Origin of the sequence: Streptomyces purpureus (assembly GCF_014648195.1) — a bacterium.
GTDB classification, from domain to species: domain Bacteria; phylum Actinomycetota; class Actinomycetes; order Streptomycetales; family Streptomycetaceae; genus Streptomyces; species Streptomyces purpureus.
Genome location: NZ_BMQQ01000014.1, coordinates 172,836 through 181,205 on the forward strand (window position 1 = coordinate 172,836; position 8,370 = coordinate 181,205).

Consider the following 8,370-nt stretch of genomic DNA (forward strand, 5'->3'; position numbering starts at 1 on the left):
TCCGTCAAGACCCCCGGCGACCGCTTCTGGGGACACAGCTCGGGACACAGCATGCCGTCCGCCCCGTGGGACACCATGTCCGCCCCGGCTCCCGCGCGGTTACTCTGGCCCGGTGCGCCTTCCACCGAAGACGCAAAGCCGACAGCCGTCGCACTCCAGGGAGCACATCCATGGCCTCGTTGCCTACCCCTTCCGCTGACAGCCGGACCCGAGCCGCAGCCCTCCGTGAGGCACTCGCCACGCGCGTGGTGGTGGCCGACGGTGCCATGGGCACCATGCTCCAGGCGCAGGACCCCACCCTCGAGGACTTCGAGAACCTCGAAGGCTGCAACGAGATCCTCAATGTGACCCGCCCGGACATCGTCCGTTCGGTCCACGAGGCGTACTTCGCCGTCGGCGTCGACTGCGTCGAGACCAACACCTTCGGCGCCAACTTCGCCGCACTGGCCGAGTACGACATCCCCGAGCGCAATTTCGAGCTGTCCGAGGCCGGCGCCCGCATCGCCCGCGAGGCCGCCGACGCGTACACCGCCTCCACCGGACAGCAGCGCTGGGTGCTCGGCTCCATGGGCCCCGGCACCAAGCTGCCCACCCTCGGGCACGTCGGCTACACCACCCTGCGCGACGCCTACCAGCAGAACGCCGAAGGCATGATCACCGGCGGCTCGGACGCCCTGCTGGTCGAGACCACCCAGGACCTCCTCCAGACCAAGGCCGCCATCCTCGGCGCCCGCCGCGCCCTGGACACCCTCGGCATCGACCTGCCGCTGATCTGCTCCGTCACCGTCGAGACCACCGGCACCATGCTGCTCGGCTCGGAGATCGGCGCCGCGCTCACCGCGCTGGAGCCGCTCGGCATCGACATGATCGGCCTGAACTGCGCCACCGGCCCCGCCGAGATGAGCGAGCACCTGCGCTACCTCGCCCGCCACTCCCGTATCCCGCTCTCCTGCATGCCCAACGCCGGTCTGCCGGTCCTCGGCAAGGACGGCGCGCACTACCCGCTGTCCGCCCCCGAGCTGGCCGACGCCCAGGAGACCTTCGTCCGCGAGTACGGCCTGTCGCTCGTCGGCGGCTGCTGCGGTACGACCCCGGAGCACCTGCGCCAGGTGGTCGAGCGGGTCCGCGACCTCACGCCGACCGTCCGCGAGCCGCGCCCCGAGCCCGGTGCCGCCTCCCTCTACCAGACGGTCCCCTTCCGCCAGGACACCGCGTACATGGCGATCGGCGAGCGGACCAACGCCAACGGTTCCAAGAAGTTCCGCGAGGCCATGCTGGAGGGCCGCTGGGACGACTGTGTGGAGATGGCCCGCGACCAGATCCGCGAGGGCGCGCACATGCTCGACCTGTGCGTCGACTACGTCGGCCGCGACGGCGTCGCCGACATGCGGGAGCTGGCGGGCCGGTTCGCCACCGCCTCCACCCTGCCGATCGTCCTGGACTCCACCGAGCTGAACGTCATCCAGGCCGGTCTGGAGATGCTCGGCGGCCGGGCCGTCATCAACTCGGTCAACTACGAGGACGGCGACGGGCCCGAGTCCCGCTTCGCCAAGGTCACCGCGCTCGCCAAGGAGCACGGCGCCGCGCTGATCGCGCTCACCATCGACGAGGAGGGCCAGGCCCGTACCGTCGAGAACAAGGTCGCCATCGCCGAGCGCATCATCGAGGACCTCACCACCAACTGGGGCATCCTCGAGTCCGACATCCTCGTCGACACCCTCACCTTCACCATCTGCACGGGCCAGGAGGAGTCCCGCAAGGACGGTGTGCACACCATCGAGGCGATCCGCGAGCTCAAGCGCCGCCACCCGGACGTGCAGACCACACTGGGCCTGTCCAACATCTCCTTCGGCCTCAACCCGGCCGCCCGCATCCTGCTCAACTCCGTCTTCCTCGACGAGTGCGTCAAGGCCGGGCTCGACTCGGCCATCGTGCACGCCTCCAAGATCCTGCCGATCGCCCGGTTCGACGAGGAGCAGGTCAACACCGCCCTCGACCTGATCTACGACCGGCGCACCGAGGGCTACGACCCCCTCCAGAAGCTCATGGAGCTCTTCGAGGGCGTCAACACCAAGTCGATGAAGGCCGGCAAGGCCGAGGAGCTGCTCGCCCTGCCGCTGGAGGAGCGGCTCAAGCGGCGCATCATCGACGGCGAGAAGAACGGCCTGGAGACCGACCTCGCCGAGGCCCTGCAGACTCGCCCCGCTCTCGACATCGTCAACGAGACCCTGCTGGACGGCATGAAGGTCGTCGGTGAGCTCTTCGGCTCCGGCCAGATGCAGCTGCCGTTCGTCCTCCAGTCCGCCGAGGTCATGAAGAACGCGGTGGCCTACCTCGAACCGCACATGGAGAAGTCCGACGCCGAGGGCAAGGGCACCATCGTCCTCGCCACCGTCCGCGGCGACGTCCACGACATCGGCAAGAACCTCGTCGACATCATCCTGTCCAACAACGGCTACAACGTCGTCAACCTCGGCATCAAGCAGCCCGTCTCCGCCATCCTGGAGGCCGCCGAGGAGCACAAGGCCGACGTCATCGGCATGTCCGGTCTCCTGGTGAAGTCCACCGTGATCATGAAGGAGAACCTGGAGGAGCTCAACCAGCGCAAGCTGGCGGCCGACTACCCGGTCATCCTCGGTGGCGCCGCCCTCACCCGCGCGTACGTCGAGCAGGACCTGCACGAGATCTACGAGGGCGAAGTCCGCTACGCCCGCGACGCGTTCGAGGGCCTGCGCCTGATGGACGCGCTGATCGCCGTCAAGCGCGGCGTCCCCGGGGCCAGCCTGCCCGAGCTCAAGCAGCGCCGGGTCCGGGCCACCACCGCCGTCGTGGAGACCGTCGAACCGCAGGAGGGCGGCCGCTCCGACGTCGCCACCGACAACCCCGTGCCCGAGCCGCCGTTCTGGGGCACCCGGGTCATCAAGGGCATCCAGCTCAAGGAGTACGCGAGCTGGCTCGACGAGGGCGCCCTCTTCAAGGGCCAGTGGGGCCTCAAGCAGAACCGCACCGGCGAGGGCCCCAGCTACGAGGAGCTCGTCGAGAGCGAGGGCCGCCCCCGTCTGCGCGGTCTGCTGGAACAGCTCCACACCCAGAACCTGCTGGAAGCCGCCGTCGTCTACGGTTACTTCCCCTGCGTCTCCAAGGGCGACGACCTGATCATCCTCGGCGAGGACGGCTCCGAGCGGACCCGCTTCACCTTCCCGCGCCAGCGCCGCGGCCGGCGGCTCTGCCTCGCGGACTTCTTCCGCCCGGAGGAGTCCGGCGAGACCGACGTCGTCGGCCTCCAGGTCGTCACCGTCGGTTCCAAGATCGGCGAGGCAACGGCCAAGCTCTTCGAGGCCGACTCCTACCGCGACTACCTGGAACTGCACGGACTCTCCGTCCAGCTGGCCGAGGCCCTCGCCGAGTACTGGCACGCGCGCGTGCGGGCCGAGCTCGGCTTCGCGGGGGAGGACCCCGCCGACGTCGAGGACATGTTCGCGCTGAAGTACCGGGGCGCGCGGTTCTCCCTCGGCTACGGCGCCTGCCCCGACCTGGAGGACCGCGCCAAGATCGCCGAGATGCTCCAGCCCGAGCGGATCGGCGTACACCTCTCCGAGGAGTTCCAGCTCCACCCGGAGCAGTCCACCGACGCCATCGTCATCCACCACCCGGAGGCGAAGTACTTCAACGCGCGGTAGCCCCCGCGTCACGCTGGACGGAAAACCCCGGAGACCCCGGGGAAAACCACGATGCGTCCGGTACGTCCCGGACGTACACTGTTCGGTCCAGCGCAGGCCGGCAGCCTTCCCACCTGGGAGAGCTGCCGGCCTTCTCGTCCCTCTCGGAAGGTGTGCCGATGACCAGTACGGTCCCCGCGTCCTTGACCCGTACGGCCGAGGGCTCCGCCCTGCAGGCCGTCTTCCTCGACATGGACGGCACGCTGGTCGACACCGAGGGGTTCTGGTGGGACGCGGAGGTCGAGGCGTTCCGAGCGCTCGGCCATGAGCTCGACGAGTCCTGGCGCGACGTGGTCGTCGGCGGTCCGATGACCCGCAGCGCCGGCTATCTGATCGAGGCCACCGGAGCCGACATCACCCTCGCCGAGCTCACCGTCCTGCTCAACGAGAAGTTCGAGCAGCGGATCGACCGCGGTGTCCCCCTGATGCCCGGCGCCGAGCGGCTGCTGACCGAGCTGGCCGCGCACAACATCCCCACCGCCCTGGTCTCCGCCTCGCACCGCCGGATCATCGACCGCGTCCTCGCCTCCCTGGGCCGCGACCGCTTCACCCTCACCGTCGCCGGTGACGAGGTGCCCAGGACCAAGCCGCACCCCGACCCCTACCTGCACGCCGCCCGGGGCATCGGCGCCGAGCCGTCCCGCTGCGCCGTCATCGAGGACACGGCCACCGGCGTCGCCTCCGCCGAGGCGGCCGGCTGCCGGGTGGTCGCCGTCCCCTCCGTCGCCCCCATCGCTCCCTCGGCCGGCCGGGTCGTCGTCCGCTCCCTCGAAGAAGTCGATCTTCGCTTTCTGCGCACCCTGATCACGGGAATGCACTGAACCGCGCACCGAGCGTGGCGCGGGTAATGCCGCTGAATTAGGCCGGGCTTTCCCATGGAAAAGCCCGGCCGTGACCTTGGTCACGCACCGTGGCGTCTCCCCGGTGGCCTGTCCGTAGCGTCATGTCCGGAATCCACCGCAGCGCCCCCACCCATGTGTCCCGATTCGGTGTTCCCTGTACGAATCCTTCCGCTGCATGGTCATCGAACGGAGTGCATTACCGATCACTGTGCGCATTGACGTCCCCTTGGGTCCGGTCCGGCATTCCTGACGCCGCCGACTAATCTTTCGCGAGTACTTCGCCGCACCCTCCGCGTGCCGCGGTGACAAACCCAAGTCGCCGTGAACACAGGACCGATCGCACGTTCCGGCCACGATCGCTCCCGCCCTGACCGGGCGGCAGCGGCGGAGTGTCCATGACCCCGCTGTATCTCAGTGCCGGATGAGGGAGAACGTCCAGGATGAACCGCAAGACTCTGGCGCTGCCGGCCCTGGCCGGCCTGCTCGCCCCCGTACTGGTCGCCTGTGGCGCCTCGAACGGCGGATCGGGCGGCGGCGGCGACATAGTCGTGGGCACCACGGACCAGTTCGTCGCGACCGAGGACGCTCCCGCCCCCTTCGACCCGGCCTTCGCCTACGACACCGGGGCCTGGAACGTCCTTCGCCAGACCGTCCAGACGCTGATGCACGTCCCCCGCGGCAGCGGCGCGCCGGTCCCCGAGGCCGCCGAGAAGTGCGGCTTCACCGACAAGGTCAGCCAGAGCTACCGCTGCACCCTGCGCGACGGCCTGACCTTCGCCGACGGCACCCCGGTCACCGCCAAGGACGTCAAGTTCTCCATCGAGCGGGTCCTTGACATCAAGTCCGACAACGGAACGGCCGCCCTGCTCGCCGGCATCGACACCATCGAGCCCAAGGGCGACAAGGAAGTGGTCTTCCACCTCAAGACCCCGGACGCCACCTTCCCGTACAAGCTCTCCACCCCCGTCGCCGGCATCCTCAGCAAGGCCAAGTACGACGGCCAGAAGCTCCGCGACGGCTTCGCGATCGACGGCTCCGGCCCGTACACCGTGCGCGTCGACCACGACGGCGACCGCGTGACCCGGGCCGTCTTCACCAAGAACCCGAAGTACAAGGGCGACATCAAGCTCCGCAACGAGAAGGTCGAACTGCGCTCGTTCGCGGACGCCGACGCCATGGGCAAGGCCTTCGACGCCGACGAGATCGACGTGATGGCCCGCGCCATGTCGCCGGACCAGATCAAGGACCTCACCGACAAGCCCAAGGAGAGCGTCAAGCTCACCGAGGTGCCCGGTCTGGAGATCCGCTACCTCGGCTTCAACACCGAGCACCCCTCGGTCAAGGACAAGGCCGTACGACAGGCCATGGCCGCCGTCGTCGACCGCGGCCAGATCGCCGGCAAGGTCTACGGCTCCACCGCCCAGCCGCTGTACTCGCTGATCCCCTCCAGCATCGCCGGGCACACCAACTCCTTCTTCAACCGCTACGGCGAGCCGAACGCGCGGCAGGCCGCGGAGATTCTCCGCAAGGCAGACGTGTCCACCCCGGTGAAGCTGACCCTGCACTACACCACCGACCACTACGGCCCCGGTACCGCCAAGGAGTTCGAGGCCCTGCGCGGCCAGCTCAACGCCACCCGGCTCTTCGACGTCACCGTCAAGGGCGTCGAGTGGTCCAAGTTCAGGCCCGCCCAGAAGCGCGGCGACTACGCCGTCTACGGCCTCGGCTGGTTCCCCGACTTCCCCGACCCCGACAACTACATCGCGCCCTTCCTCGACGCGGACAACTTCCTCAACACGCCCTACGCCAACAACGTGGTACGCGCGCAGCTGATCCCCGCGTCCCGCCGCGAGGCGGACCGCACCGCCGCGGCCGGCACCTTCGCCCGGATGCAGGACATCGTCGCCACCGACGTGCCCGTCCTGCCGCTGTGGCAGGGCAAGCAGTACGTGGCCGCCCAGTCCGACGTCAGCGGCGTCGAATGGGCGCTCAACACCTCCTCGGACCTGCAGCTCTGGGAGCTCGGCCGCGGCGGCGCCTGACCCCCCTTCTGTGCCCGGCCGCGCAGCCGCACGGCCGGTTGAAAGTGATCAAGGCAAGGTTCAAGGTTCTGTGAAGGCACACAACAAGTGGCTGACGGCCCCGCTCGCCGCGGGGGTGGCCGCCGCCCTGCTCAGCGGCTGCGGTTCGGAGAAGAACGGCGGAGACGCCGGTGCCGGCAACGCCGTCGTCGTCGGCATGTCCGACGAGGTCCTGGCGACGGACCCCGCCGCCGGTTACGACCCGGGCTCCTGGCTGCTCTTCAACAACGTCTTCCAGTCCCTGCTGAGCTTCCCCAAGGGCGCCTCCTCCCCGGAGCCGGAGGCCGCCGAGAAGTGCGGCTTCGCCCAGGGCGGCAGCACCGTCTACCGCTGCACGCTGCGCAGCGGCCTCAAGTTCAGCAACGGCAACCCGCTGACCTCGAAGGACGTCAAGTACTCCTTCGAGCGCGCGATGAAGATCAACGACGAGTCCGGCCCGGCGCCGCTGCTCTCCACCATCGCCTCCATCGAGACGCCGGACGACCAGACCGTCGTCTTCAAGCTCAAGGTCCCGGACGCCACATTCCCCAGCAAGATCGCCTCGGGCGCCGGCTCCATCGTGGACCACCGCGAGTACTCCGCCGACGGACTGCGCACCGACGACAAGGCCGTCGGCTCCGGCCCGTACAAGCTGGAGTCCTTCGACGACGGCCAGGCCGTCTTCGCTGTCAACCCGGAGTACCGCGGCAACGCCAAGCCCAAGAACGGCGGCATCACCCTCAAGTTCTTCAAGGGCGACCGCAAGGCCCTCTCCGACGCGCTCGGCAAGGGTGACATCGACGTCGCCTACCGAGGCCTCGCCGCCGGCGACATCGCCACCCTCCAGGGCTCCGAGGACGCCAAGGGCATCTCCGTCATGGAGGGCACCAGCGCCGAGGTCCAGCACCTCGTCTTCAACGTCAAGGACCCGGTCGTCGGCAAGCTCGGCGTACGCAAGGCCATCGCCCACCTCGTCGACCGCGACGCCCTGGTCCAGCACGTCCACCGCTCCACGGCCAGCCCGCTGTACTCGATCGTCCCGGCCGGCGTCGTCGGCCACAACACCGCCTTCTTCGACGCCTACGGCGGCCGTCCCAACGTCGACAAGGCCCGCAAGGCGCTGCGTTCGGCCGGCGTCAAGGACAAGGTCAAGCTCACCCTCTGGTCCACGCCCAGCCGTTACGGCCCGGCCACCGACGAGGAGATCACGGCGATCGTCGGCCAGCTCAACAAGAGCGGCCTGTTCGACGCGACCATGAAGTCCGTGCCGATCGAGCAGTACGAGAAGGACATCAAGGCCGGCAAGTACGGCGTGTACGTGAAGGGCTGGGTCCCCGACTACCCGGACCCCGACAACTTCACGCAGCCGTTCTTCGGCGAGGGCAACGTTCTCGCCAACAACTACGAGAACCCCACCATCTCCAAGACCCTCATCCCGCGGACGTCCGCGACCGCCGACCGGTCCACCACCGAGAAGGACTTCGCCGACCTCCAGAACATCGTCGCCGAAGAGCTGCCGCTCCTCCCGCTGTGGCAGGGCAAGCAGTACGCGGTCGCCCGCGGCAACATCACCGGCCTGGAGTGGACCCTCGACGCCTCGACCGTCTTCCGCTTCTGGGAGATCAAGAAGGGCTGACCCGCCCCGCGCACACGACGGCGCCCCCTCGGCTCAGGCGGGTTCTATTGATCCCCGCAACACCCTGAAGTTCAGGGAGTTGCGGGGATCGTGGATTTTGAGGTGCTGAAGGC

The 8,370-nt window shown here is 68.8% G+C and carries 4 protein-coding genes; all 4 read left to right on the forward strand.

Annotation, left to right across the window (positions count from 1 at the left end):
• Nucleotides 1–170: 170 nt before the first annotated feature.
• The 4 genes from metH to IEZ01_RS19520 all read left to right on the forward strand — a co-directional run bounded on the left by metH (nucleotide 171) and on the right by IEZ01_RS19520 (nucleotide 8,257).
• Nucleotides 171–3,680: a methionine synthase gene (gene metH / locus IEZ01_RS19505; protein WP_028797340.1), complete on the forward strand. Its 3,510-nt coding sequence runs from the start codon at nucleotides 171–173 to the stop codon at nucleotides 3,678–3,680.
• A 158-nt stretch (nucleotides 3,681–3,838) separates the two neighbouring features.
• Entirely contained in the window at nucleotides 3,839–4,540 is a 702-nt protein-coding gene (locus IEZ01_RS19510; protein WP_019885004.1) for an HAD family hydrolase, read from the forward strand.
• A 461-nt stretch (nucleotides 4,541–5,001) separates the two neighbouring features.
• Nucleotides 5,002–6,603, forward strand: a complete 1,602-nt coding sequence (locus IEZ01_RS19515; RefSeq protein ID WP_189202803.1) for an ABC transporter substrate-binding protein — start codon at nucleotides 5,002–5,004, stop codon at nucleotides 6,601–6,603.
• A gap of 70 nt (nucleotides 6,604–6,673) precedes the next feature.
• Entirely contained in the window at nucleotides 6,674–8,257 is a 1,584-nt protein-coding gene (locus IEZ01_RS19520; RefSeq protein WP_019885002.1) for an ABC transporter substrate-binding protein, read from the forward strand.
• The last annotated feature ends 113 nt before the right edge of the window (nucleotides 8,258–8,370 follow it).

Coding starts and splice junctions, on each gene's coding strand:
- metH (WP_028797340.1), top strand. CDS start 171: ATGGCCTCGTTGCCTACCCCTTCCGCTGACAGCCGGACCCGAGCCGCA.
- IEZ01_RS19510 (WP_019885004.1), top strand. CDS start 3,839: ATGACCAGTACGGTCCCCGCGTCCTTGACCCGTACGGCCGAGGGCTCC.
- IEZ01_RS19515 (WP_189202803.1), top strand. CDS start 5,002: ATGAACCGCAAGACTCTGGCGCTGCCGGCCCTGGCCGGCCTGCTCGCC.